Annotated in this window: 25 protein-coding genes and 1 pseudogene; 13 read left to right on the forward strand and 13 right to left on the reverse strand. The window is 69.5% G+C overall.

Annotation, left to right across the window (positions count from 1 at the left end; genetic code table 11):
- The 4 genes from ASE10_RS20690 (at position 1) to ptsP (ending at position 2,904) form a co-directional block, all read left to right on the forward strand.
- The gene (locus ASE10_RS20690; RefSeq protein WP_055903358.1) at positions 1-297 is read left to right on the forward strand and encodes a hypothetical protein; all 297 of its coding nucleotides are present in this window, start codon (positions 1-3) and stop codon (positions 295-297) included.
- Positions 298-439: 142 nt separating this feature from the next.
- Entirely contained in the window at positions 440-832 is a 393-nt protein-coding gene (locus ASE10_RS03675) for a PTS fructose IIA subunit family protein (protein ID WP_055903362.1), read from the forward strand.
- Positions 833-893: 61 nt separating this feature from the next.
- Complete coding sequence (locus ASE10_RS03680) at positions 894-1,163, forward strand: HPr family phosphocarrier protein (RefSeq protein ID WP_055903365.1); 270 nt, start codon at positions 894-896, stop codon at positions 1,161-1,163.
- Between the two features lie 28 nt (positions 1,164-1,191).
- Positions 1,192-2,904: a phosphoenolpyruvate--protein phosphotransferase gene (ptsP, locus tag ASE10_RS03685; RefSeq protein ID WP_055903366.1), complete on the forward strand. Its 1,713-nt coding sequence runs from the start codon at positions 1,192-1,194 to the stop codon at positions 2,902-2,904.
- Positions 2,905-3,043: 139 nt separating this feature from the next.
- On the opposite strand, the gene ASE10_RS03690 is transcribed toward ptsP, so the two are convergent.
- Positions 3,044-3,598: a DUF4189 domain-containing protein gene (locus ASE10_RS03690; RefSeq protein WP_055903370.1), complete on the reverse strand. Its 555-nt coding sequence runs from the start codon at positions 3,596-3,598 to the stop codon at positions 3,044-3,046.
- A gap of 292 nt (positions 3,599-3,890) precedes the next feature.
- Between ASE10_RS03690 and mgtE the strand changes: the two genes are divergently transcribed.
- Both mgtE and ASE10_RS03700 read left to right on the forward strand, forming a co-directional pair.
- Positions 3,891-5,252, forward strand: coding sequence for a magnesium transporter (mgtE, locus tag ASE10_RS03695; RefSeq protein ID WP_055903373.1), 1,362 nt, complete (start codon positions 3,891-3,893; stop codon positions 5,250-5,252).
- Positions 5,253-5,483: 231 nt separating this feature from the next.
- On the forward strand, positions 5,484-6,290 hold the full coding sequence (locus ASE10_RS03700) for a prolyl oligopeptidase family serine peptidase (protein WP_055904018.1): 807 nt from the start codon (positions 5,484-5,486) through the stop codon (positions 6,288-6,290).
- Positions 6,291-6,329: 39 nt separating this feature from the next.
- Here the strand turns inward: ASE10_RS03700 and ASE10_RS03705 are convergent.
- From ASE10_RS03705 to ASE10_RS03720, 4 genes and pseudogenes are all read right to left on the reverse strand, one after another.
- A pseudogene (locus ASE10_RS03705) lies at positions 6,330-6,539 on the reverse strand (alkylphosphonate utilization protein); the annotation flags it as partial.
- 53 nt (positions 6,540-6,592) lie between these two features.
- Positions 6,593-7,537, reverse strand: coding sequence for an aspartate carbamoyltransferase catalytic subunit (locus ASE10_RS03710; protein WP_055903381.1), 945 nt, complete (start codon positions 7,535-7,537; stop codon positions 6,593-6,595).
- Entirely contained in the window at positions 7,534-8,028 is a 495-nt protein-coding gene (gene ruvX / locus ASE10_RS03715; protein ID WP_055903384.1) for a Holliday junction resolvase RuvX, read from the reverse strand. The genes ASE10_RS03710 and ruvX overlap by 4 nt, the downstream gene beginning before the upstream one ends.
- Positions 8,025-8,591, reverse strand: a complete 567-nt coding sequence (locus ASE10_RS03720) for a YqgE/AlgH family protein (protein WP_055904021.1) — start codon at positions 8,589-8,591, stop codon at positions 8,025-8,027. Before ASE10_RS03720 ends, ruvX begins: the two co-directional genes overlap by 4 nt.
- 159 nt (positions 8,592-8,750) lie before the next feature.
- Between ASE10_RS03720 and ASE10_RS03725 the strand changes: the two genes are divergently transcribed.
- The gene (locus ASE10_RS03725; protein WP_055903387.1) at positions 8,751-9,317 is read left to right on the forward strand and encodes a DNA-3-methyladenine glycosylase I; all 567 of its coding nucleotides are present in this window, start codon (positions 8,751-8,753) and stop codon (positions 9,315-9,317) included.
- A 240-nt stretch (positions 9,318-9,557) separates the two neighbouring features.
- Positions 9,558-10,598 (forward strand): hypothetical protein, encoded by a 1,041-nt coding sequence (locus ASE10_RS03730; protein WP_235565820.1) that lies wholly within the window; start codon positions 9,558-9,560, stop codon positions 10,596-10,598.
- A gap of 142 nt (positions 10,599-10,740) precedes the next feature.
- Here the strand turns inward: ASE10_RS03730 and ASE10_RS03735 are convergent, their stop codons facing one another.
- The 3 genes from ASE10_RS03735 to ASE10_RS03745 form a co-directional block, all read right to left on the reverse strand.
- Positions 10,741-14,499 (reverse strand): hypothetical protein, encoded by a 3,759-nt coding sequence (locus ASE10_RS03735; RefSeq protein WP_055903390.1) that lies wholly within the window; start codon positions 14,497-14,499, stop codon positions 10,741-10,743.
- A gap of 276 nt (positions 14,500-14,775) precedes the next feature.
- Complete coding sequence (locus ASE10_RS03740; RefSeq protein ID WP_055903394.1) at positions 14,776-15,906, reverse strand: PilT/PilU family type 4a pilus ATPase; 1,131 nt, start codon at positions 15,904-15,906, stop codon at positions 14,776-14,778.
- Positions 15,907-16,023: 117 nt separating this feature from the next.
- Complete coding sequence (locus ASE10_RS03745) at positions 16,024-17,061, reverse strand: type IV pilus twitching motility protein PilT (protein WP_056306727.1); 1,038 nt, start codon at positions 17,059-17,061, stop codon at positions 16,024-16,026.
- A gap of 230 nt (positions 17,062-17,291) precedes the next feature.
- Between ASE10_RS03745 and ASE10_RS03750 the strand changes: the two genes are divergently transcribed.
- From ASE10_RS03750 to ASE10_RS03760, 3 genes are all read left to right on the forward strand, one after another.
- Entirely contained in the window at positions 17,292-17,942 is a 651-nt protein-coding gene (locus ASE10_RS03750; RefSeq protein WP_056099895.1) for a YggS family pyridoxal phosphate-dependent enzyme, read from the forward strand.
- 162 nt (positions 17,943-18,104) lie between these two features.
- Complete coding sequence (gene proC, locus ASE10_RS03755) at positions 18,105-18,950, forward strand: pyrroline-5-carboxylate reductase (protein ID WP_056305007.1); 846 nt, start codon at positions 18,105-18,107, stop codon at positions 18,948-18,950.
- 25 nt (positions 18,951-18,975) lie between these two features.
- Positions 18,976-19,470, forward strand: coding sequence for a DUF4426 domain-containing protein (locus tag ASE10_RS03760; protein ID WP_055903404.1), 495 nt, complete (start codon positions 18,976-18,978; stop codon positions 19,468-19,470).
- Positions 19,471-19,485: 15 nt separating this feature from the next.
- Here ASE10_RS03760 and ASE10_RS03765 read toward each other — a convergent pair whose 3' ends face one another.
- The 3 genes from ASE10_RS03765 to ASE10_RS03775 all read right to left on the reverse strand — a co-directional run bounded on the left by ASE10_RS03765 (position 19,486) and on the right by ASE10_RS03775 (position 22,373).
- Positions 19,486-20,457, reverse strand: a complete 972-nt coding sequence (locus ASE10_RS03765; RefSeq protein ID WP_056305004.1) for a lipase secretion chaperone — start codon at positions 20,455-20,457, stop codon at positions 19,486-19,488.
- Positions 20,458-21,417 carry a triacylglycerol lipase gene (locus ASE10_RS03770; RefSeq protein ID WP_056305002.1) on the reverse strand — a complete coding sequence of 320 codons (960 nt, stop codon included), beginning with the start codon at positions 21,415-21,417 and terminating at the stop codon, positions 20,458-20,460.
- 161 nt (positions 21,418-21,578) lie between these two features.
- The gene (locus tag ASE10_RS03775; protein WP_055903414.1) at positions 21,579-22,373 is read right to left on the reverse strand and encodes a cobalamin-binding protein; all 795 of its coding nucleotides are present in this window, start codon (positions 22,371-22,373) and stop codon (positions 21,579-21,581) included.
- Between the two features lie 75 nt (positions 22,374-22,448).
- On the opposite strand from ASE10_RS03775, the gene ASE10_RS03780 reads away from it, so the two are divergent.
- Entirely contained in the window at positions 22,449-22,862 is a 414-nt protein-coding gene (locus ASE10_RS03780) for a GNAT family N-acetyltransferase (protein WP_055903416.1), read from the forward strand.
- Between the two features lie 90 nt (positions 22,863-22,952).
- Here the strand turns inward: ASE10_RS03780 and aac(6') are convergent, their stop codons facing one another.
- Positions 22,953-23,444 carry an aminoglycoside 6'-N-acetyltransferase gene (gene aac(6') / locus ASE10_RS03785; protein WP_156087598.1) on the reverse strand — a complete coding sequence of 164 codons (492 nt, stop codon included), beginning with the start codon at positions 23,442-23,444 and terminating at the stop codon, positions 22,953-22,955.
- Positions 23,417-24,019 (reverse strand): pyridoxamine 5'-phosphate oxidase, encoded by a 603-nt coding sequence (gene pdxH / locus ASE10_RS03790; RefSeq protein WP_055903423.1) that lies wholly within the window; start codon positions 24,017-24,019, stop codon positions 23,417-23,419. The genes aac(6') and pdxH overlap by 28 nt, the downstream gene beginning before the upstream one ends.
- A 17-nt stretch (positions 24,020-24,036) precedes the next feature.
- Between pdxH and ASE10_RS03795 the strand changes: the two genes are divergently transcribed.
- The gene (locus ASE10_RS03795) at positions 24,037-24,849 is read left to right on the forward strand and encodes a kinase (protein ID WP_056305000.1); all 813 of its coding nucleotides are present in this window, start codon (positions 24,037-24,039) and stop codon (positions 24,847-24,849) included.
- The last annotated feature ends 22 nt before the right edge of the window (positions 24,850-24,871 follow it).

Consider the following 24,871-nt stretch of genomic DNA (forward strand, 5'->3'; position numbering starts at 1 on the left):
ATGAACACTTTCGCTCATCGCAAGTTGGCGCTGGCCCTGGGCGCGCTGCTGGCCACCGTTGCGCTCGGTGCCTGCAACAAGCCCGAACCGCCGGCCGGGGAACTGCCGCCGCCGGCCGCCGACACCGCACCGGCCGATACCACCGCGCCGCCCGCGGACACGGCCGCCCCGCCGACCGACACCACCGCCCCGCCACCGCCGGCCACCGATACCGGCACACCGCCTCCGGTCGAAGGCACCTCCACCCAGACCCCGCCGGACGAGCCCAAGACCGACACCAAGCAGCCGGCCCACTGACGGCCCCGCCGCCGGTCCGCCCCATGCACGGGCAGCCTCCGGGCTGTCCGTGCCGCAGCAGTCGCCGACGCCGCTCGCAAAATCGCATCCGCAGCGCTTCAGACGCTTCCGGCCTGTCACCGGCGTCTGTTAAGTTGGCTGCATGAGCGTCGGCATCCTCCTCATCACCCACGAAGGCATCGGCAACGCGCTGGTCGCGGTGGCGAGCCGTTTGCTGCGCCCGCTGCCGCTGAAGGTGGAAGCGCTGGAAGTGCCGTTCGACGCCGATCACGACCTGCTGCTGCCGATGGCCAGCGCCGCGCTGCGCCGCGTCGACGGCGGCCAGGGCGTGCTGGTGCTGACCGACCTGTACGGCGCGTCGCCGAGCAACCTCGCCGCCCGCGTCGCCCGCCTGGGCACGCCGGTGCGCCGGGTCTCGGCGCTGAGCCTGCCGATGCTGCTGCGCGTATTGAACTATTCCGACCTCGAACTGGACGAACTGCCCGCGGTCGCCGCGGCCGGCGCGCGCAACGGCGTGATCATCGACGAGGCCTGATGTCCTACCCCAGACCACACCGCGACACCGCAACGACGAGACGGCTTTTGAGGAACCCGCAATGATCGAACGCGAACTGACCGTCTCCAACCGCCTGGGCCTGCATGCGCGCGCCACCGCCAAGCTGGTGCAGGTGCTCTCCGGCTTCCGCAGCTCCGCCACGCTTACCGCCAAAGGCCGCGAGGTCAACGCCAAGAGCATCATGGGCGTGATGCTGCTCGCCGCCGGCCAGGGCACCTCGGTCAAGCTGCGGGTCGAGGGCGAAGACGAAACCTCCGCGGCCGACGCGGTGATCGCGCTGTTCGATCGCCGTTTCGACGAAGACAGCTGAGCGAGGGCGCGGCAGTGAGGCAGACTCGATGAGGCAAGCGTTCTTCGGACATGGCGCGTCGCGTGGCAGCGCCCTGGGCCGTGCCCGGGTCCGCCTGCCGCATGCGCTGGAAGTCGCCGAGGAACGGATCGAGCCGGCCCAGGTCGAGGCCGAACTGGCGCGCCTGCACGCCGCCATCGAAACCGTGCGCGGGGAAATGCACTCGCTGCGCGACCGCCTGCACGGCGCGCTCGCGCACGAAGTCGGCGAGTTCCTCGACCTGCACACCCTGCTGCTCGACGACCCCGAACTGCTGCATGGCCTGGACGAACTGATCCGCACCGGCCGCTACGCCGCCGACTACGCCCTGCGCCTGCAACGCGACCGCATCGCCGCGGTGTTCGAGGCCATGGACGACGCCTACTTCCGCAGCCGCGTCGACGACATCGACCAGGTGATCGGCCGCATCCACGCCGCCTTGCACCGCCGCGCCGGCGAGATGCAGGGCGTGGCCGGCGAAATCCTGGTCACCGACAACGTCGCGCCGGCCGAACTGGCGCAGCTGCAGGCCCAGGGCGTGCTGGCGATCGTCACCTCCGCCGGCAGCGCGCTGTCGCACAGCGCCATCCTGGCGCGCAGCCTGCACTTGCCGCTGGTGGTCGGCACCGCCCAGGCCCTGCTCAAGATCAACGACGGCGATGCCCTGACCGTCGACGGCAGCAGCGGCACGGTGATCCTGGAACCCGACGCCGACGACCTGCGAGCGCACCGCGACCGCATGCGCGAACACGCGCGCGAGCGCAAGCAGCTGCACCGCCTGCGCCGCGAACCGACCCGCACCGTCGACGGCGTCGACATCCGTCTCTACGCCAATGCCGAATCTCGCGAGGACGTGGCCGAAGCGCACGCCCTGGGCGCGGCCGGCGTCGGCCTGTACCGCACCGAATTCCTGTTTCTGCAGCGCAACGAGCTGCCGACCGAGGAAGAACAGTTCCGCGCCTACCGCGACGTGGTCCTGGGCATGACCGGCCGCTCGGTCACCATCCGCACGCTCGACCTGGGCGCGGACAAGGCCGACCGCACCGGCCTAGCCTTGCGCGACGAACCCAATCCGGCCCTGGGCCTGCGCGGCGTGCGCCTGTCGCTGGCCCGCGACGGCCTGCTCGAAACCCAGCTGCGCGCGCTGCTGCGGGCTTCAAACTACGGCCCGCTGCGGGTGCTGGTGCCGATGGTGAGCTCGCGCGAGGAGGTCCGGCGCGTGCGCCGCATGCTCGACCGGGTCGCGGTCGATCTGCGCCGCGAAGGCCACGACATCGCCGAGCAGGTCCCGCTGGGCGCGATGATCGAGGTGCCCGCGGCCGCCATCGCCCTGCCCAGCTTCATCGGCGCGATCGACTTCCTGTCGATCGGCACCAACGACCTGATCCAGTACCTGCTCGCCGCCGACCGCAACAACGAAGCCCTGGGCGAGCTCTACACGCCGCTGCACCCGGCCGTGCTGCGGCTGATCCGCGACGTGATCCGCCTGTCCAAGGCGCGCGGCAAATCGGTGGCGGTATGCGGCGAGATGGCCGGCGACCCGGCGTTCGCGCCGCTGCTGCTGGCGCTGGGGCTGGAGGAATTCAGCCTGCACCCGGCGACCTTGCTGGAACTGCGCCGTGCGATCCGCGAACTGGACCTGGGCGCGCTGCGCGCGCGCGCGCCGGCCCTGCTGCGCGCGCGCGACCGCAAGGCGATCGAGGCCTGGTTGCGCTCGTGTTGAGTCGGGCGGTTGCGGCCGCGAGACCAAATCCGTCGTCGATGAGCGATGCAGGAGCAGCCTCTGCCGCGACCGTACCGGCAGTCGAAGCGAGCTAGCGCGGCTCACGCCGCGCCCCACGGCAACGGGGCCGCGGCGGCGTTCAGCGCCAGCCGTCGAAGTGGAAACTCCCGGTCACGCAGTTGCTGTTGAGCTTCTGGCACATCTGCGCGCTCTTGGCGCAGCGCGCGAGCGCAGTCGCCAGCGCCTGCGCTTCGCTGCGGCCCTTGTCGGCGAACAGCGCGGCGTTGCCGTCCGCGCCCATCCCCACCGCGATCGCCGCGCATTCGGAGCGGTAGCTCAGCAGGATCGCGCAGCCGGTGCCGCCGCCGTTGTCGCGGCAGGCTTCGAGCGCGGCCTGCTCGGCCTCCTTTTTCTCGCTGATGCCGTTGTCCTGCCCGGCCATGCCCAGACTGCGCTTGCCCGGGTCGTGGGCGATCGCGGCCCAGGCCTTGTACTCGCGCTCGATCGCCTGCGACGTGTCGGGCGCCGCGTCGGCGGGTTTGCTGTCGCCGTTGAGGCCGTAGCCGGGGAGCGGAATGCACAGCTGCCCGGTCGGATTGCCGCCCGGATATTGGCCGTCCGGGCAACCCTGCTCGGCGTGGGCGTCGCCGATCGCGACGATCAGTCCGAGCAGGACCAGCGTTCTGATGTTCATGCATCCTCCTGATGCGTAGACGCCGCGATCTCGCCGGCACGCGCATTGTGGCCAACATGCGCGGCCAGGCCCGATGCGGGACCGGACTGTCCCGCGAAAGTGCGGCGAGCCGGTCGCCAGCGCGCGTTCGCATCGGGCCCATGGCCTGCGAACACGCATCCGCACGCGACGCGAGTCATCGTCGTAACGCCGATTTTGCTGGGCTTTGCCGCCGACGCGGGCGATAATGCCTCTATGAACGCTTAACCCAGTCGCCGCCCTCGTGGCCGCGACGCGCCAACGGAAGTACCGCATGGCCGAAGCCGTCCGCCACGACAAGACCGCACGTCAGCTGCGACTGCTTTCCGACGCGCTCGACAGCGGCCGTCTGGGGCCGGTCCGCCGCCTGGTCAACACCCTCTCGCCCGCCGAGATCGGCAACCTGCTCGAATCGCTGCCGCCCGCCAAGCGCGTGGTGGTCTGGGGCCTGGTCGATCCCGAGGACGACGGCGAGGTGCTGGTCCACGTCGGCGACGAAGTGCGCGAAAGCCTGCTCGCGGACATGGACACCGACGAGATCGTCGCCGCGGTCGAAGACCTCGACATCGACGACCTCGCCGACCTGGTCGAAGACCTGCCCGACACCGTCATCGACGAAGTCCTCAAGTCGATGGACCGCGAGAACCGCGAGCGCCTGGAGCAGGTGCTGTCGTACCCGGAGGACACCGCCGGCCGCCTGATGAACCCGGATGTGGTCACGGTGCGCGCCGACACCACCATCGACGTGGTCCTGCGTTACCTGCGCCTGCGCGGCGAACTGCCCGAACACACCGACCACCTGTACGTGGTCAGCCGCCGCCACCAGTACCTGGGCCGGATCGCCCTGGCCGCGTTGCTGACCCACGAGCCCGGCACCCCGATCAACAAGCTGATCGACGACGAGCAGCCGGCGATCGACATGACCGAGACCGCGTCCGAAGTCGCGCGCCAGTTCTCCGACCACGACTGGATCAGCGCCCCGGTCGTCGACGACAACAACATCCTGCTCGGCCGCATCACCATCGACGACGTGGTCGACATCATCCGCGACCAGGCCGAGCACCAGGCCTTGAGCGCGGCCGGCCTGGACGAGGACGAGGACCTGTTCAGCCCGGTGCGGCGCGCGTTCCGGCGCCGCCTGATCTGGCTCAGCGTCAATCTGTGCACCGCCTTCCTGGCCGCCAGCGTGGTCGGCCAGTTCGAGGACTCCATCGCCAAGCTGGTCGCGCTGGCCGCACTGATGCCGATCGTCGCCGGCATGGGCGGCAACGCCGGCACCCAGGTGCTGGCGCTGATGATCCGGGGCCTGGCCCTGGGCCAGATCGGCGCTTCCAACGTCGGCGTGTTGCTGCGCAAGGAACTCTCGGTCGCGCTGATCAACGGCCTGGTGCTGGGCGTCGGCCTGGGGCTGATCGTGCTGCTGTGGTTCCGCCAGCCGGGGCTGTCGCTGGTGATCGGCGTCGCCCTGACCGTCAACCTGCTGACCGCCGCCGCCGGCGGCGTGCTGGTGCCGGTCACGCTCAAGCGCCTGGGCTTCGACCCGGCCCTGGCCGGCGGCGTAGTGCTGACCACGCTGACCGATGTGATGGGCTTCCTGAGCTTCCTCGGCCTGGCGACGCTGATCCTGCTGCGTTGAATGCGGCGCACAGGGCTGGCTTATCGCCGGCGCCATCCTTCGAGCGAATCCGATGCCGCCATTCGATCGCCCCACTGCCCGTACCATCGAGCCGCCCGGCTCGGTCATGCGGCGGAACGTGACCGCGGACTTGTCCCGATGTGGCGGTCGCGTCAAATCGCCGAATCGCGCATGGACAGCGCCGAAATCGCGCGGAATCATGCGACCAACAAGGATGCCCTGGACAGCACGATGCTGCGCGCACTACCCGCCCGCCAATGGGCGATCTTCCTGTTATTCGCGCTGATGGCCGCGGGCTCCTGCACGCACACGCCGGCGAGCCGCCAGCACGGGGCCTTCGTCGCCCGGGCCCTCGACCTGGACGGCAGGACGTATCGCTATCAGGTGTTCGTGCCCTCGCGCAGCGCCGGCGGGGCGCGGCCGCCGGTCGTGCTGTTCCTGCACGGCTCGGGCGAGCGCGGCGACGACAACCAGCGCCAGCTCGCGGCCGGGCTGGGCCCTTACATCGGCCGCATGCGCGACGACTTCCCCGCGATCGCGGTGTTCCCGCAGTCGCCCGAGGGCGCCTCCTGGACCGGCGAGACCGCGCGCATGGCGCTGGCCGCCCTGGACGCGGCGATGGGCGAATTCGGCGGCGACCCCGACCGGGTCGCGCTGACCGGTCTGTCGCGTGGCGGCTACGGCGTCTACGAACTGGCCCTGATGCAACCCGACCGCTTCGCCGCGCTGGTTCCGATCTGCGGCGGCGTCACCGCGCCGGCCGCGATCGGCGATCTGTACCTGCACGAGGTGGCGACGGCCGACGACCCGTTCACCATCGCCGCCCAGCGCCTGCACCGCATTCCGGTGTGGGCCTTCCACGGCGCGCGCGACGATGTCGTGCCGCCCGAACAGTCGCGACGCATGGTCGAAGCCCTGAAGCAGGCCGGCGGCGACGTGCGCTACACGGAGTTCGCGCAAGCCAACCACAACGCCTGGGACCCGGCGTACGCGACCGCCGAACTGTGGGCGTGGCTGTGGCGGCAGCGTCGGCACTAGGGGATTGCGCCCCTCGCCGCCGATCCAGCCTTCTTCAGGTCAAGCCTTCTTCAGGAACTCGGTCCGCAGCACCAGCCCTTTGACCTTTTCGACGTTGCATTCGATCAGCTCTTCGTCGTCGGTCAGGCGGATGTTCTTGCACAGGGTGCCGCGCTTGAGCGTCACCGAAGTGCCCTTCACCTTCAGGTCCTTGATCACCAGCACCGAGTCGCCGTCGGCCAGTGCGGTGCCATTGCTGTCTTTCACGATCATCTTGCAATCCTTCCGGCCGCGCAGGGATGGGCGGCGTCTTTAGTGTGGGATCAGCCCTTGAGCAGGGCTTCGAGTACCGCCATGCGCGTGGCGACGCCGTTGGCGACCTGGGTCAGGATCAGCGATTGCGCGCCGTCGGCGACTTCGTCGGTAATCTCGACGCCGCGATTGATCGGGCCCGGATGCATCACCGCCGCGTCCGCAGCGGCACGCTTGAGGCGCGTCGCGGTCAGGCCGTAGTCGCGGTGGTAGTCGTCCAGCGACGCCACCAGCCCTTCTTCCATGCGTTCGCGCTGCAGGCGCAGCATCATCACCGCATCCACGCCCTCCAGCGCCGCATCGAAGTCCTGCGAGACCGTGCAGCCGCGCAGCGTGCCGTCGTCGGGCAGCAGCGAGGCCGGGCCGCAGACCCGGATCTCGCCCGTGCCCAGCGCGCGCAGCGCATGCAGGTCCGAACGGGCGACGCGCGAGTGGCGCACGTCGCCGACGATCAGCACGCGCAACGCCGAGAAATCGACGCCCTTGGCCTGGCGCAGGGTCAGCATGTCGAGCAGGCCCTGGGTCGGATGGGCGCTGCGGCCGTCGCCGGCGTTGACCAGGCTCGTGCCCGGATTGACGTGCTCGGCCAGCGCGGCGACCGCGCCGTCCTCGTGGTGGCGGATCACGAAACCGCGCACGCCCATGGCTTCGAGGTTCTTGAGCGTGTCCAGCGCGGTCTCGCCCTTGCGCGTGGACGAGGTCGAGGCGTCGAAGTTGATGGTGTGCGCGCCCAGGCGCTGGGCCGCGAGCTGGAAGCTCATGCGGGTGCGCGTGGACGGCTCGAAGAACAGCGTGCACACCGCCAGCCCGTCCAGCGCCCGGCGGTCGTAATGGCCTTCGGCGAAGGCCTGGGCGCGGATCAGCAACGCGGTCAGCGCGTCGCGCGACATCCCGTCCAGGGTCAGCAGATGGCGCGGCGGGGAAGCCGGCGTCGGATGCGAAAGCGGAGAATTCATGCGATGGGCAGTTGGTTCAGGTCGGTGGCGTCGTCGGGGGCGGCCAGGTAGCGCTCGACGATCACCGCCGCGGCGACCGCATCCAGCGCCTCGGCGTCGCGCCGGCGCTTGCGGCCCTCGGCGCGGTCGGCGGCGAAACGCTGCGCGGCCTCGATCGAGCTGGAGCGCTCGTCGACGAGCACCACCGGCAATTTGTAGCGTGCGTGCAGCTCGCGCGCGAAGGCGTGGGCGCGGACGCGGGCGGGCTGATCGCCGCCTTCCAGGGTCATCGGGTCGCCGACGATCAGCCCGTCCGGGCGCCATTCGCCGCGCAGGCGGTCGAGCGCGCTCCAGTCCGGGCCGTGGCCGTGCACATCGACCACCGCCAGCGCGCGCGCGCCATGGCCGAAGGCGCTGCCGACGGCCACGCCGATCCGGCGCGCGCCGACATCGAAGCCCAGGACCGTGCCGTCGCGCCGGATGCCTGTGCGCTGGTCGGCGTCGGCGTTCATGCGTGGCCGGCGTAATCGGCCAGGTGCGCGAAATCGACGCCGATGCGGCCTGCGGCGGCCTGCCAGCGCGCGTCCAGCGGCAGATCGAACAGCAATTCGGCGTCGGCCGGCGCGGTCAGCCAGTCGTTTTCGGTCAGTTCGTGTTCGAGCTGGCCCGAACCCCAGCCGGCGCAGCCCAGCGCGACGATCGCGTTGTCCGGACCTTCGCCGCGCGCCATCGCTTCGAGGATGTCGCGCGAAGTGGTCAGGAACAGCGCATCGGCGATCGCCAGGGTCGAATCCCACTGCATACCGCCGTCGTGCAGCACGAAACCGCGCTCCGGATGGACCGGACCGCCGGCGAGCACGACCTGCGAGCGCAGCGAATCGTCGCCGCCGTCCACGCCCATCTGGCCGAAGACCTCGCCCAGGGTGTACTCGGACGGGCGGTTGACCACGATGCCCATGGCACCGTCGCCGTCGTGCTGGCAGATCAGAGCGACGCTGCGCGAAAAATTGGTGTCCGACAGCGCGGGCAGCGCGATCAGGAGCTGATTGGCCAGGGGCGTGGGCATCACGGACATGGGGCCCATTCTAACGTGGGCGCCGCGCTCGCGGGTCGCGGCCGATCCGTCGTAGCATGGGGTTTGCCCCTTCGGAACCGCGCCATGCCCCGGTCGCCCCTCCGTGTCCCGGCGCCGGCCGCGACCGCCGTTTCGCGCCCTCGCGGAAGCTCCTGAACCATGTCCGGCTATTGCGACTACGCCCCGGGCCATCCTCTGCACGGCCCTTACCACGACCGCGAATACGGCTTCCCGCAACGCGCCGAGGCCGAGCTGTTCGAGCGCCTGATCCTGGAGATCAACCAGGCCGGCCTGAGCTGGGAAACCATCCTGCGCAAGCGCGAGGGTTTCCGCCTGGCCTACGACGGTTTCGACGTCGACACCGTGGCGGCCTACGGCGAGCGCGAACGCGAGCGCCTGCTGGCCGACGCCGGCATCATCCGCAACCGGCTCAAGGTCGATGCGGCGATCCACAACGCCCAGGTCGTGCAGACCCTGCGCGCCAGCCATGGCGGTTTCGCGCAGTGGCTGGACGCACACCTGATCCTGGACGACCGCCCGCGCGACAAGGCCGGCTGGGTCAAGCTGTTCAAGAAGACCTTCCGCTTCACCGGCGGCGAGATCACCAACGAATTCCTGATGAGCCTGGGCTACCTGCCCGGCGGCCACCGCGAGACCTGCCCGGTGTACGCCACGCTGGCGAAGCTGCGGCCGCCGCCGCCGTGGATACGGGCGGCGAAGGGCTGAGCGAGCCGGGTTCTGCCCAAGCGCCGAATTGCGGCATTCAAGCACAGCGGTTGTGCCGCCCCGCACAACTGCCCGAAGAAGCAACCGACCGCTGCCAATTGCGCAACCGAACGTCTCTCCGGCTGCGACGACGGCGGGCGAAAATGCCCATCGTTTCCGCCGTCGCGCTCGAACGCATCGGCATCGTTCGGCGCGCGCCGGTTTTATTCGGTGATCGCGTTCTTCTTCAAGGAGCTTCCTGTGAGCAAAACCCTCTACCTCGCCGTCGCCGTTCTATGCACTGCGTTTTACGGACACGCCAACGCAACGAGTTTCGACGACGGGGAACTGTTGTTCGATCAGCCGGGCTGGGACTATTCGCCCAGCGCCATGCTGGACCTGGACGGAAAGGAGAAGGTCTGGTGGTGCGGACATCTCGACGGCCATGACGTCATCAAGTACCGGGAGCGCACGGCGACGGGCCCCTGGAGCCCCGCCCAGGTGGTCCTGCAATCCAATCGCTTCCTGCCCAGTGCGGACCTGCCGTGGGAAGGCATCCACACTTGCGACCCCAGCGTGACCCGCGGAACCTGGAACTACTTCGGAACGACCTACACCTATGCGCTCTACTACACCACGGAGCGCCCCGGAACCGCCGGTCTCGACAATAGGATCGGCGTGGCTTTCTCGAACGACGGAAAGCTTTGGATCAAGCACGAAGCACCCGTGATCGATGAAGGCATTACCGGCACCTATGGCACCGGTCAATCCGTCGCATGGAGCGCAAGCGGCGGCGCCGGCGTTCGCACCACCTACACCTTCGTCGACGGCGCCGGCCTCATTAAGTACTACTACCGAGAGTCTGCCGACGGCGTCAATTTCGGAGCCCGGCGCGAACTGAGCCAAGCAGGCCTCACGCTCAACGGCGTGCCGGGCATCTCGCATGCCAACTCTGCGATCGGATTCGCTCCGGGCGCCTATCAGGACCATTACTTCTACTATCTGGTCAACGTCTGCGAGACCCACAACGATGGCCCGTTCGGACCCAACCACCCTGAATGGGGAACCGCCAAGGCCGTCTGTGTCTATCGCGCAGAAGGCGAAGATGCGTTCACCGGCACGTGGACGCGGGTACTGGACAGCACCCATGTCAAACCGGTCGAGGTCGAGCCCGGCTTCCTCACCAATCTATACGGCAGTCTGGATGGACAACTGCCCAACATTTCCGTCAACCACGGCTGCAGCGGCAGCGGCGACCCGAACAGCTGGGAGATCTGTTGGTACGAAGGGACGCTACCGTAGGCCGGCAAGCACCTTCGGGCCGATCGAGCGAAGGACACCTCCGCTTTGGTGCGTAGGCGTCCTTGCGGACTTCGCGGCACAACGGCTACGGAATCCAAATCCACCGCAGACGGCGGCGTCCGAGCGGCGCCTCTGCCGGTAGCTACGGAGACGCATTCGGCAACCACAGCTCGATCACCCGCTCCTCGGGCTTGAACGCGCCGGGCAGCTTGAGCAGCTCGATCTCGGTCGTGCCGGCGTACCAGGCTGCGATGTTCGGCGTCAGCCAGTCCTTGAGCGCGGCCGCGCAAGCGCCCTGGTCGTCCATGCGATGCACGACCAGGGTCGGCTGCAGGTAGGACTTGGGCGGATCGGCGTTGCGCGCGCGCGCCGAACGCACCACGTTCTCGATCCCGGGCATGGTCGCGGCGGGCTTCAGCTGGGTCCAGGGCAAGGCCACAGCGCGCTTGCGCGTCGCCTCGTCGTAGACCTGCACGTAGACCACCACCGGATAGGCACCGCAGGCCTGCTGCACGGCCAGTGTCGGCGATGGTCGCGCTGGCTCGGCGCTGGCCTGCTTCTCGGCGCTGGCCTGCTTCTCGGCACCGACCTGCTTCTTGGCGCCGGTTTGTTGAGGCGGTGCGGTAGTCACCCCCGCCGGCAAGTCGGACGCGCTCGGCAAAGCGCCGCCCTGCGCAGCGGCGCCGCGCACCATGGGTCGGCCGGCATCGGTCGCGGCTGCGATGGCGCCGAGCGGCACCGCCAACGCGGTCGCGGCAGTGCTGCGCTCCCAATACGGATCGCGCGCAGGCGGATCGCAGACCGCCTCGCACAGCGTGCGATGCGCGCTTTGCACCGCCGGACAGGCCTTGGCCACCGACCGCGACGGCGCCAGGCCGCAACTGGCCTGCACCTTCTTGACCAAGCCGCCGCCGGCACTGACCTGGTCGCGCTCGCGCCGCACTTGCTGATAGACGCCGTTGAGCAGCGCCTGCAGATCCTCGTCGATATCGGCGTTTTCCTCGCCGGCCGGCGCCAGGGCACCGGCGCTGGCCCAGGACGGCAGCTTTTGACGCAGTTCCTTGAGGCGCACGCCGGAGGCGGTCGCCTCCTGCCGGCGTTGTTCGGAGAATTTGTCGAACGCGGTCCAGGCCGGCACCAGCAGGGTCGCGACCAGGCCCGCGCCGAGGCCTGCGCTGATCGCCGCGGCCTTGGTCTCCGGCCGCCAGAACGCCTTGACCGCTTCGTCGGCCTGCGCCGTGGACGGACGCAGGCGGCGCAGCGAGGGCAGCGCGTCCTGCGGCTCGACCGGTGCCGACCATCCCGGCAGTTGCTCCAGCCAACCCGGCTTCAGGGCGCGGCCGAAGTCCTCGCCGAGCCGGTGGTAGCTCTCCCACTGCGCCTCGTCGAAGAACTGGTCCGCGGTCGGCTGCTGCGGGAATTCGGGATTGCGGCGCGCGTAGGCCAGCACATCGCTGTCGAGCGCGAAATGCAGGTTCGGCTTCACCACCAGCAAGGTGCCCTGCTTGCTGCGGCCCTGCCGGTCGGGACGATAGCGGATGCGCGCCAGCATCACCCCGCGCGCGGTGTAGTTGTCGTGCAGCTTCTCCGGCGCCAGCACGCAGATGTGCTCGTCCTGCATCAGCGGCAGGTGGCAGGCACTGTCCTCGGTGTAGAACTCGATCTCGGCGCCGAAGTCGATGCGCGCCTTGCGGATCAGGTTCTCCAGATCGGCGTACTCGTAGTGGGGGTCGGCGCCGCAATCGGCCAGCACGATGAAATCGAGCTGGCGCCGCAACAGCGAGTGCACGCCGGTGTTGTCGAAGTGACCGCCGTCGGACAGGTACCAGGCGCGCGCGGCGGCGCCGTCGAACGAAGCCAGGGCTTCCGAAACCAGGCGCCCGAACTTGGAATTGCGGCAGCTGCGCGCCAGCGCCAGCGTCCATTTGCCGGGGCCGTGAGTGCGCGCCGGCCCGACCCCGGCCATCGGCGGATCGAGCTGGGCGTTGCCGCGGCCGGTATCGAACCAATATCCAAGACGCGCCCCGACCAGGAACAGCAGCATCGCCCAACCCGTGGTGGTGTTGGAGCCCGCGCCCGGCGAAGCCGCGGCGCCGGAGATCGCGATCCAGCGGCCGAGCTTGTCCAGCCGCTGCGGCGTGATCTGGGCGCGTTCGCCGTCGCGGCCGACTTCCAGACCGAACGCGCTCGCCACCAGCGGCACGCCCTTGCGGTCGGCGTTGTAGAGCTTGCTGCTGGCGCCGCGGGTCTGGTTGAGGCAGGTGTTGACCAGATGCAGCGGGCCGCCACGAAGGTCGGGCCGGTACTGCGCCATGGCGACATCGTCGTCGTCCACGGTCTCGACGATGTTCGACACTTCTTCCGGACTGGCGCGCCGCGCGCCGAGCACGGCCTCGCCCGGGAACCGGCGCCGGCTGCCCACCGCCAGGTAGGCACGGGTGAGACGCGAGCGATAGAAACCGTGCAGCGAAGTGGTGTTGACGGTTTCGGTGTGCAGGCCGGTGCCGATGAACCAGACCAGCAGCCCCAGCATCAGCCAACCCACGCGTTGCAGGGTCGACTGCTGCATCGCCCAGATGCGCCAGCCGGACTCGCCGGCGTGATCGCCGAACACCCACCACTGCACCACGGTCACCCACAGCACCAGCAAGACCAGGGTCGCGCCCAAGCCGAGCACGTTGATCAGCAAGGGCATCAGGCCGGGGCGCGGCCCCTCGTCGCTCGACAGCAGGCGCTGGATCGGCTCGCCGAACGCGCGGACCACGATTACCAGCAGGCTGCCCAGACCGACGCTGCCGTACACCCAGAGCGCGCCGGACTCCAGCGTCTTGAGCAGGCTCCAGCTGGCCCAATCGAGCAGGCCCGCGAACGCGGGCAACAGGGCGGCGATATTGATCCAGCGCAGATGCGCGGTCAGTCGATCGCGTTCGCGCGCGTTGACCGTGTCGCGATCCTCGCGCGCACGCGCGATCCGCAGCCATAGCCACAAGCCGTAGGCGGCGATACTGACCAGCGCCACGCAGGCGAGGAACTTGCCCGAGTAGCCGGGCAGCGGCACCGCGGCGCTGGGCAGACTCAGATACAGCAGCACCGCCAAGGCGGCCGGGCCCAGCACCATGGCCATGTCCCAAAGCCGGAAACGCGCGCGCTCGCTGAGCACGGCCGCGTTCTTCGGCGCCACATCGCGCAACGCCCAGTAGGCCATCAGATTGCCCGGCGCCAACGACAGCCAGACCAACGCCGTCAGAGGCCACCACGCGCTGCGCCACGCACTCCAGTCCTGCGGCGAAAGCAGCGAAGTGTGGCTCTGGACCATGTGCGGCAGGACCACGATCGCGCCGATCGCGATTGCCAGCAGCGCGAATTCCAGGTGCACCGCCAAGCCGGCGCGCAGATAGGTGGCGATGGCGACGCCGTAGTCGCGCGCACCGCGCGGAACCAGGTAGCGGCCGTAGCGGCGCAGCCAGCCCAGCAGCAGGGTATCGCTGCGACGCAGCAGTTCCTGCGCCTGGACCACGCCGACGGACGCGATCAACCGCCCCAGCGCCGCGCCCGCGTAACCGCCGCCGGAGACCGTGGACAGGTAGTCGAAGCGCGGCAACAGACCGTTCTGGGCCAGGCCGCGGATCAGGCCCAGGCAGAAGGTCGCGCTACGAACGCCGCCGCCGGACAAGGCCAGGCCGATGGTGCTGGTCGGACCGCTTTCGGGGCCGGCGACACCGGCGACTGCGCGACGGGCGTCGATCGCGGCGCGCTCGGCGGCGTCGATCGCCGCGGCCATCGCGTCCGCGTTCGCATCGGCGTTCGCGTGTTGCGGACCCGTGCCGCGCTCATGCGCACCGGCAGGCGTGGGCGTGCGGTCCGGGCCGGACGCGGCGGGTCCGTGATCGGTGCTGGTCATGCGACATGCTCCGTGTCGTTGGCTACATCCCTGCTAGCGGCTAACGATACAGATGCGCGCGACAGGACACGGCGCCGGCCGTCGGGCGAGCCGGCGCGTCCGGCGATGCCGATGGAACCGGCGGCGCGCGGGTTCGTTGCGCCGGGATTTGCGCCGAGGTTGCGCCGAGATCCGGGACGCTAGCGGCGCCGCTCGCCCAGCGCCTGCGCAGCGCCCAAACGGCAAGAAGCCCGGACCAGCCGGGCTTCTTGTTGCGATGGAAACCGCGGCGCGGCGTCAGCGCACTTCCGCAACCTCGACGCCGTCCAGGCCCTGGGCCAGGGTGCGCGCGTCGCCGCCCTGGGCGAGCTTGATGCGCAGACGCACTTCGTTCTGCGAGTCGGCGTAGCGCAGCGCGTCTTCGTAGCTGATCTCGCCGGCCTGATAGAGCTCGAACAGGGCCTGGTCGAAGGTCTTCATGCCCAGGTTGGTCGACTCCTTCATCACTTCCTTGAGCTTGTGGATCTCGCCCTCGCGGATGTAGTCCTGGATCAGCGGCGTGCCCAGCAGGATTTCCATCGCCACCCGGCGGCCCTTGCCGTCCGGAGTCGGGATCAGCTGCTGCGCGACCACGCCCTTGAGGTTCAGCGACAGGTCCATCAGCAACTGGCCGCGGCGGTCCTCGGGGAAGAAGTTGATGATGCGGTCCATCGCCTGGTTGGCGTTGTTGGCGTGCAGGGTGCACAGCACCAGGTGACCGGTTTCGGCGAAGGCGATCGCGTGGTCCATGCCCTCGCGGGTACGCACCTCGCCGATCATGATCACGTCCGGCGCCTGGCGCAGGGTGTTCTTGAGCGCGGCGTCCCAGCTGTCGGTGTCGATGCCGACTTCGCGCTGGGTGATGATGCAGCCCTCGTGCTTGTGCACGAACTCGATCGGGTCCTCGATCGTGATGATGTGGCCGGTCGAGTTCAGGTTGCGGTAGCCGATCATCGCCGCCAGCGAGGTCGACTTACCGGTACCGGTCGCGCCGACGAAGATGATGATGCCGCGCTTGGTCATCGCCAGCGTCTTGATGATCGGCGGCAGGTTCAGCTCTTCGACGGTCGGGATCTTGGTCTCGATGCGGCGCAGGACCATGCCGACCTGGTTGCGCTGGTAGAAGCAGCTGACGCGGAAGCGGCCGACGCCGGTCACGCCGATGGCGAAGTTGCACTCGTGGGTCTTCTCGAACTCCTCGCGCTGCTGAGGGTTCATGACGTTGAGCACGAGATCGCGGCTCTGTTGCGGCGTCAGCGGATTCTGGGTGATCGGCGAGATCTTGCCGTGGACCTTCATCGACGGCGGCATGCCGGCGGTGATGAACAGGTCCGACGCCTTCTGGTGCGCCATCAGCTTGAGGAACGAGGTGAAGTCGATGGTGCTCATGGGGCTGCCTCCTCGGGAGGTCTGAAACTTGAAAGACGATGCCGTGCCGCTGCGGTTGAGGGGTCGGCGCCGGCACTGTGCCAGCAACCGACCGCAGGCAACCGGGACCTGCTTCACTTAGTCGAACAGACGCTTGTCCTTGGCGTACTCGCGGGCCTGCGGGCGCAGGATCATGCCGCGCTTCACCAGGTCCTGCAGGTGCTGGTCCAGGGTCATCATGCCGTGGTTCTGGCCTGTCTGGATCGCCGAATACATCTGCGCGACCTTGTCCTCGCGGATCAGGTTACGCACCGCCGGGATGCCGACCATGATCTCCCAGGCCGCGGTACGGCCGCCGCCGACCTTCTTCAGCAGCGCCTGCGAGATCACCGCGCGCAGCGATTCCGACAGCATCGAACGCACCATCGGCTTTTCGCCGGCCGGGAACACGTCGATGATGCGGTCCACCGTCTTGGCCGCGGACGAGGTATGCAGGGTGCCGAACACCAAGTGGCCGGTTTCGGCCGCGGTCAGCGCCAGGCGGATGGTTTCGAGATCGCGCAACTCGCCGACCAGGATGTAGTCCGGGTCTTCGCGCAAGGCCGAACGCAGGGCCTCGTTGAAGCCGTGGGTGTCGCGGTGGACTTCGCGCTGGTTGATCAGGCACTTCTGCGAGGTGTGCACGAACTCGATCGGGTCTTCGACCGAGAGGATGTGCGCGTACTCGTTCTTGTTGATGTGGTCGATCATCTCCGCGAGCGTGGTCGACTTGCCCGAACCGGTCGGTCCGGTCACCAGGATCAGGCCCTGCGGCTGCTCGATCAGTTCCTTGAAGATGCGCGGGCAGCCCAGGTCTTCCAGGCTCAGCACTTCCGAAGGAATGGTACGGAACACTGCACCGGCGCCGCGGTTCTGGTTGAACGCGTTGACGCGGAAACGGGCCAGGCCGGGAATCTCGAACGAGAAGTCGACCTCGAGGAATTCTTCGTAGTCGCGACGCTGCTTGTCCGACATGATGTCGTAGACCAGCGAATGGACCTGTTTGTGATCCAGTGCCGGAATATTGATGCGTCGCACGTCGCCGTCGACGCGGATCATCGGCGGCAGGCCAGCCGACAGGTGCAAGTCGGATGCCTTGTTCTTGACCGAAAACGCCAACAGTTCGGCGATATCCATGCGTGCTCCCCCGCACTGCAACAGAACTTCAGATGGAAACTTCAGACGAAACGTATCGTAGCTACAGCGGAAACGCTAAAACGCGAACGAGCGACGAATGTGGCCAACCGCAAGTAGCGGGAAGCGTCCCCTGCGAGGCAGTATAGCCCCGTACCCGCATTGCCGAACCAGCCCTCTTTCACAGGATTCCCCACGTGCGCGCGCACGCCCTGCACGGCATCTTGCACCAGTTGGATAACGCCGCGAGCCTTGCGCAGCGGCCAGTACCGCAGTTGTTGGCGGTGAGCAAGACCCAGGATGCGACCGCCGTCGCGGAACTGGCGGCGGCCGGCCAGCGCGCCTTCGGCGAGAACTATGTTCAGGAAGCGGCGGCCAAAACCGCGGCCCTGGCCGGCCTGGAACTGCAGTGGCACCTGATCGGCCATCTGCAGTCGAACAAGGCCGAGCAGGCCGCGCACTTGTTCGACTGGGTGCAGACCGTGGACCGGCCCAAGCTGGTCGCTGCGCTGGCGCGCCACCGGGACCCGGCACGCGCGCCCTTGCAGGTGCTGATCCAGGTCAACATCGACGACGAGGCCAGCAAGCACGGCTGTCGCCCCGAAGACGTGCCGGCGCTGGCGGCGGCGATCGCGGCCGAACCGCGCCTGCGGCTGCGCGGGTTGATGGTGATCCCGACCCCGCACGAGGACCCGGAGCGGCGCCGGCCCGCGTTCCGCCGCAGCGCTGCGCTGTTCCAGGCCCTGCGCAGCGCCGATCCCGGCGTCGATACCCTGTCGATGGGCATGAGCGACGACTACGCCATCGCGATAGCGGAAGGCGCGACCATGGTCCGGATCGGCACCGCGCTGTTCGGGGCCAGGCCGCCGAAAGCATCGGCATGAGCGGGCAGCGGATCGGCGAGCGCCGCCTGCGCTGCATCGGCGATCCCCACTTCGAAACCTGCGTCCACGATTTGGCCTGTCCGCGGCTGAGAGCGACGGGTTAGCGCGGGAGTGCGGCCGCCTCGGTATGCTGGCGTTCCGACACCGTGCGCCGCCGCCCTCATGTCCGTAGCCGATACCGCCCTGTCCCCGCTCAGCCCGGTCGCCTTCATCGGCGGCGGCAACATGGCGCGCAGCCTGATCGGCGGCCTGGTCGCGCGCGGCGGCGACGCCGACGCGATCCGCGTCGCCGAGCCGGTGGAGGTGCTGCGCGAAGCGCTGCAGCGCGACTTCGGCGTACGCAGCTACGGCAACGCCGCCGAGGCCGCGGACGGTGCCAGCGTGTGGCTGCTCGCGGTCAAGCCGCAGGTAATGCGCAGCGTCTGCGCGGCGCTGGCGCCGCTGGCGCAGGCGCAGCGGCCGCTGGTGATCTCGATCGCGGCCGGCATCACCGCCGGCCAGCTCGAGCATTGGCTGGGCGGCGGACAGGCGGTGGTGCGGGCGATGCCGAATACGCCGGCCCTGCTCGGCGCCGGCATCACCGGGCTGTACGCCAACGCCGTCACCGGCGCGCCGCAACGCGCGCGCGCCGCGGCGCTGCTGGACGCGGTCGGGCCGACGGTGTGGATCGAACAGGAAGCGCAGATGGATGCGGTCACCGCGGTGTCCGGCAGCGGCCCGGCCTATGTGTTCCTGCTGGCCGAGGCGATGCAGGCCGCGGGCGTGAGCCAGGGCCTGACCCCGGACGCCGCACGCGCCCTGGTCAACCAGACCCTGCTCGGCGCGGCGACCATGCTGACCCGCAGCGACGAAGCCGCGCAGGAGCTGCGCGCGCGCGTGACCTCGCCCGGCGGCACCACCCAGGCCGCGATCGAAACCTTCGAGACGGGCGGCTTCCGTGCCCTGGTCGAGGCCGCGATCAAGGCCGCCACCGAACGCGGCCGCGAGCTCTCCGCCACCAACGATTGATCTCCCGACCACCGGAACCGCCGCCATGCGCACGACTCTCGCCCTCTGCCTGCTCACTCTCGCGCTGCTGAGTGCTTGCGGCCGCGAGGCTGCGGTGCCCACCGGCTCCGGCAGCGTCGGCGCCGCGCCGCAGGAGGCGACCGCGCGCAGCGGCGACGTCACCGTGCACGCCAGCGTCCTGCAGACGTCGGCGCTGTCGCCGGCGGTCGCGCAGCAGTACGGGATCGTGCGCGACGACGCGGTGGTGATGCTGCTGGTGGCGGTGCGGCGCGGTCCCGACGGCCAGGACGTCGCGGTTCCGGCGCGCGTCAGCGCCACCGCGACCGACCTGCGCGGCCAACGCCATACCCTGGAACTGCGCGAGCTGCGCACCGGCGAAGCCGGCAGCGCGCAGTTGCTGGACTACATCGGCACGGTCGACATCGCCCTGCCCGAGACCATGCGATTCGACGTGACGGTGGTGCCGGAAAGCGGCGTCGGCACCAATCTGCAGTTCAGCCGCGAGTTCTATCCGCGCTGAGCGTCGGCGAACGCTTTATCTGCCCGGATCGTCGCGGGTCAGCGCTTCGATGCGCAGCCGTTCGCGCGCATCGAACGGCGCCAGCAAGGCGGCCAGCCGGACCTGGCGTTGCGCCGCATCCAGACTGCGATCGGCCAGCACTCGCTCGCGCCCGGCGCGATACGCGGCCACGCGTCGATTCCATTGCGCGCGACGCTGGTCGAGCTCGGCCAGTCGCTGCGCCGCCTCGGGTCCGAACGTCGCCTCGCGTTCGGCGTAGCGGCGTTCCGGCGCGGCGCCCTGCGCTTCGAACTGCGCGCTCTGGCGCATCGCCAGGGCCACGGCGTCGCTTTCGGTGCGGGTCGGATCGGCGTCCAGCCCGTATGCAACATCGAGTTCCCGCAGGCGCACGGCGCGTTGCGCAGGCGTGAGCCTGCGATCGTGCAGCAGCGCCTGGCGCGCGATCGCGTGCTCGAGGCGGCGCTCTTCCTCGCCGTACCAGGCCTGCGCGACCGTGGCGCCCAGGCGACGCCGGCGCAGCTCGCGCCGGCGTTCGAGATCGGCGCGCAGATCGTTGCCCGTGTCCAGGGCTGCGCTTTCGCGCTCCAGCGCGACATAGGCATCGAACCAGGCCAGTACCTGCGCGAGCACGGCCGCACCGACGCGCGGCTGCAGATGGCGGCGCAGGTCGTCGCGGATCTCCGCAGACGAGCGCTCGCCCAGGCGGGTGAGGAAATAGTCGAACAGGCGTCGCATGGCGCGGTCCGGCACCGCCTTGCCCGCGGCATTCAGGGTCAACGCCCCGTCGACGGCGGTGTCGCGCAGGGAGTCGTCTTGGGCGCCGGCGGGGGCCTGCCCGCGCCCGCGCTGCGCATTCAGGGCCGCCTGCACGCGCGCCGCCGATGGCCCGGCCGCGCGGGTCGGCGCCGCGTCGCGACGCCAACCCGACAGTCCCAGCACCAGCGCCACGGCGGCGGCCAACATCAGTGCGAGGGTGAAACGCAGCATCTAGAGTCCGGCGTTTTTCAGTCTGTTGAGGTGGGCACGATAGACGCTGGGCGGGCTGGATGTGAACAGGCCGCGCAGGCCGGCGACCTGATTGACCTCGTCGAGATGGTTCCAGGCGTAGTCGTCGCGGATCACGCTGCCCAGGTGCGAGGAACAACGTCCGACCAGACCGTCGTTGGCTTCGAAACCGAAGAACAGCGCGCCCGCGCCCATCAGCAGATCGCTGGGGTCGAACGCGTTGCTCAGCGGCGAGGTGCCGCCCATCGAGTAATAGCGCACGCCGCGCACGCTGGCCGCGCCCTGGCCGCAGGCGCTGGCCGGCAGGCCTTCCGGATAGCGGGCGTTGAACGCTGCCGCGCCGGCGCTGTCGAGCGAGGCCAGGGCGGCCAGCGCATCCTGCGGATCGTCGTCGCCGGACAGGAATTCCAGGAACGAACCCAGCGCGTCGGCGAGGCCGGCGACCAGACCGCGCCCCGGCGATCCTGGCGGGAACGCGGTGCCGATACCGTCGGCGACCTTGCTGCCGGTGTGCGGGCTGCCCATGGAGGTGATCGAGGCGACCAGGTCCGGCCGCACCGAGGCGACATACCGCACGGTCGGGCCGCCATGGCTGTGGCCGATCAGGTTGAAGCGGCTGTAGCCGTAGGTCGCCTGCAGGGTTTCCAGGTAGTCGATCAGCTGCTCGCCGCGCAGTTCGCTGGAGTTGGCCGAGGACACGTTGGCGACGTAGACCTTGGCCCCGCCCGCGCGCAGTTGCCCGGGGATGTCGTACCAGTAGTCGTAGATGCCGCCGAGTTCGTCGAAGCCGAACAGGCCGTGCACCAGCACGACCGGGTTCTTGGTCTTGGTGTAATCGTCGGCGCTGGCCGGCAGGGCCGCCGCCAGCAACAGCAGGACCGCGAGCACGCGGCCCCAGACTCCGATGCGCAGCGCGCCCGGACGCAGATTCGATCGCGACATGTTCCCTCCCAGAAACCGTGCCGTACCGTTGGCGAGGCCGGCGGCGCCGGCCCGGTCGACTGTACGAATGCGTATGGAACCTGCACGCCGCAGCGCACCATACGGGAGCGAACTGTGATGCCCATCGCGCCGCCCTCCGCAGGAGGCCGGGACGGCGCCGGCTAATTGTTGCGCTGCACCCAGGCGCGGATATGGCCGGCGATTTCGCGCACTCCGTCGCTGAGTGCGGCCGGCCCCGGCTGCAGGATCAGCGGCGATTTGATCTCGTGCAGCTCGCCGTCGCGCACCGCCGGGATCGCCTCCCAGCCCGGGCGCGCAGCGACCCGCTGCGGACGGAATTTCTTGCCGCACCACGATCCGAACACGATGTCCGGCGCTAGCGGGATCACTTCGGCCGAGTCGGCGAGGATGCGGTGCTTGGCCAGCGACTGCGCAGCGTGCTGCGGGAACACGTCGTCGCCGCCGGCGATCCGGACCAGCTCGGCGACCCAGCGGATGCCGGTGATCAGCGGCTCGTCCCACTCCTCGAAATACACCTTGGGGCGGCGCGGGTACGCGAGCGTCTCGCGTTCGATCTCCTCCAGCCCGCGGCGCAGTTCGCCGGCGTAGGCCACGGCCTTATCGGCGGCGCCGACCAGGGCGCCCAGGCGCACGATGTAGTCGAGGATGCCTTCGACGCTGCGGTGATTGCTAATCCATACCTCGATGCCCTGCTTGATCAGCGCGGCGGCGATCTCGGACTGGATGTCGGAGAAGCCGATCACGAAGTCAGGTTCGAGCTTCAGGATCTCGTCGATCTTGGCGCTGGTGAAGGCGCTGACCTTGGGCTTCTCCTTGCGCGCGATCGCCGGGCGCACGGTGAAGCCGCTGATGCCGACGATGCGGTGCTGCTCGCCGAGCGCATACAGGGTCTCGGTGGGTTCTTCGGTGAGGCAGACGATGCGTTGGGGGCCCATGACGGGATTGTCGCATTACCGGCTTGCGCGCGCCGGCGATTGCCATCCGCGTCGTGCGATGCGATCTTCGCGTCCATGGAACCTGCCATCATTTATGCGCGCGAGGCCAGCGTCGCCGTCGCCGACTTCCGCCAGGTATTGGTCGACTCCGGACTGGGCGCGATCCGCCCGGTCGGCGACGAGCCGCGCCTGCAGCAGATGCTGGATGCGGCCAACCTGATCGTGACCGCGCGCCGGCCCGACGGCGAGCTGGTCGGGATCGCGCGCTGCGTGACCGACTTCGCCTGGTGCTGCTATCTGTCGGAACTGGCGGTGTCGCAATCGGCGCAGGGGCTGGGGATCGGCAAAGGCCTGCTCGACGAGGCGCGGCGCCAGCTTGGCCCCAGCGTCAGCCTGATCCTGGCCTCGGTGCCCGACGCGGTCGGCTTCTACGAACGCGCCGGCATGGCGCCGATGCAGCACACGTTCTGGTACAAGCGCGAGTATTGAGCGCTGGTTGCGGCGGCATCCATGCCATCGGGCTGCCGCGCGATGCGCCGATGCGGTGCGGCGGTGACCACACCATCGTGGTTACGAGCCTCAGCGCAGCGACTTGCGGAAATACACCACGCGCTCGGTTTCCTCGAAGCCGCAGGCCGCGTGCGCGCGATGCGCGTCGCGGTTGTCGAGCAGGGAATCGGAGGCGAGTTCCGCGCAGCCGCGCTGCTTCGTCCAAGCTTCGACCGCGGCGATCAAAACCCGACCGACGCCGTTGCCGCGCAGTTCGGGCACCACGTACCAGCCTTCGAGAAAGCCGACCGGCGAGCCGTCGGTGCCGTTGACGTAGTCGGTACGCAGACTGGCCTCGGCGAAACCGCAGGCTTGGCCGCGCTCATCGAAGGCGAGCAGGCAGACATTGCGATCCGGACGCGACAGCAGCCCGTGCATGTCGTCGCCGTGACCGGACGGCGTCTCGCCCTCGTCGTCCGGCCACAGGGCGCGGCGCAGCTGCGCCCAGGCCGCGAGATCGGCCTCGGTCGCCGGCCGCACCCGCCAGCCGTCGTTCACGGATACAGCATCCGCTTGGACCATTCGCCGGCGCGGTCGCATTCGTACAGCCAGCGCTCGTGCAGGCGGAAATCGGCGCCGTACCAGAACTCGATCTTTTCCGGGCGCACGCGCAGGCCGGTCCAGCGCGGCGGGCGCGGCACCTCGCGGCCGTCGAAGCGCTGCTCGACCTGGCTCAGGCGCTGCTCGAAGGTCTCGCGCGACTCCAGCGTCTCCGACTGCAGCGAGGCCCAGGCGCCGAGCTGGCTCACGCGCGGACGCGAGGCGAAGTAGGCGTCGGCTTCGGCGTCGGAGACGATCTCGACCGCGCCCTCGACCCGCACCTGCACGCCGTTGCGCACGCGCGGCCAATGGAACAGCAGCGCGGCGTGCGGATTGGCCTGCAGCTCGCGGCCCTTGCGGCCGTCCAGATGGGTGTAGAACACGAAACCGCGCGCGTCGTGCGCTTTCAACAGCACGGTGCGCGCCGACGGCCGCGCGTCCAGGCCGGCGGTGGCGACGGTCATGGCGGTGGGATCGGGCTCGCCGGCGACACGCGCTTCCTCGAACAGGGCGGAGAAACCGGCGACGGCTTCGGCTAACAGAGTGTGTGTGGTCATTGGGTTATTGTGGCGCGATGCCGTCCGCCGCGCACCCCTCCGCCTCCGACGCTTACGGTGCGGATTTCGTCGAGCGCGTGCTGGACGACGCGCTGAGCCACGGCGCCCGCGTCTATGCCATCGCCGGCCTGCAGGGCAGCGGCAAATCGACCCTCGCCGCGCAGGTCGCGGCGCGCGCCCTGGAACGCGGCTTGCGGGTGGCGGTGCTGTCGGTCGACGACTGCTACCTCGGCCGCCGCGAACGCGCGCGCCTGGGCCGCGACGTGCATCCCTTGCTGGCCACGCGCGGGCCGCCGGGCACGCACGAACCCGAACTGGCCTGCGCGACCCTGGACGCCCTGCGCACGCGCGGCGCGGTGCGGCTGCCGCGCTTCGACAAACTCGGCGACCGGCGCCTGCCGCCGTCGCGCTGGCCGCAGGTGCGCGGCATCGATCTGACCCTGTTCGAGGGTTGGTTCCTCAAGACCCCGGCGCAGTCGGCGCAGGAACTGATCGAGCCGGTCAACGCGCTGGAACGCGACGAAGACCGCGACGGCCTCTGGCGCGGCTATTGCAACCGCGCCCTGGCGCAGGACTACCCGCCGCTGTGGGCGCGCCTGGACCGGCTGCTGTTCCTGCAGCCGCCGGGCTTCGAGCACGTGCCGGAATGGCGCTGGCAACAGGAGCGCTCGTTGCAGGCCGCCAGCCCCGGACGCGTCGGCATGGACCGCGCCGGGATCGAACGTTTCGTGCGCCTGTTCGAACGCGTGAGCCGGCAGGCGCTGGCGCGGCTGCCGGAGATCGCGGACTGGACGGTGGCGGTCGACGCGCGCCGGCGCGTGCTCGGCTAGAGCGCCGCGCCGCCGTGCGGCG

Origin of the sequence: Lysobacter sp. Root76 (assembly GCF_001428685.1) — a bacterium.
Taxonomy (GTDB): domain Bacteria; phylum Pseudomonadota; class Gammaproteobacteria; order Xanthomonadales; family Xanthomonadaceae; genus Lysobacter.